At 64.5% G+C, this 296-nt stretch carries 1 pseudogene; it reads right to left on the reverse strand.

Going from position 1 to position 296, the window contains the following annotated elements:
• Positions 1-296 (reverse strand): annotated as a pseudogene (locus tag CJZ82_RS17555) (IS5/IS1182 family transposase); the annotation flags it as partial.

Here is a 296-nt window from a genome sequence, read left to right on the forward strand (position 1 = left end):
CCGCCGCATCTCGGCCACGAACCCTTTCGTGTCGTAGTTCTTGTCGGCGCCGATGGTCTTCTGGTGAGCACCGGCGCGGTCTGCTGCCATCTCCTGGGCGGCATCCCGCTCACCGGTGCCCGTGGCCTTTGTGACGCGGCAATCGACGATCAGGTCATGGCGGTTCTCCATGAGCACATGACCGCGGTAGCTCAGCTGCGCTGGATGGGCTTTGGATTTCCGGGCCAGCAGGGCGTCCGGATCCGTGCTGGAGCGGTGGGTCTCGTTGCTGAGCTTGATGCCGCGAAAGTCACCCT

Source organism: Synechococcus sp. 1G10 (genome assembly GCF_002252625.1).
GTDB lineage: Bacteria > Cyanobacteriota > Cyanobacteriia > PCC-6307 > Cyanobiaceae > Regnicoccus_A.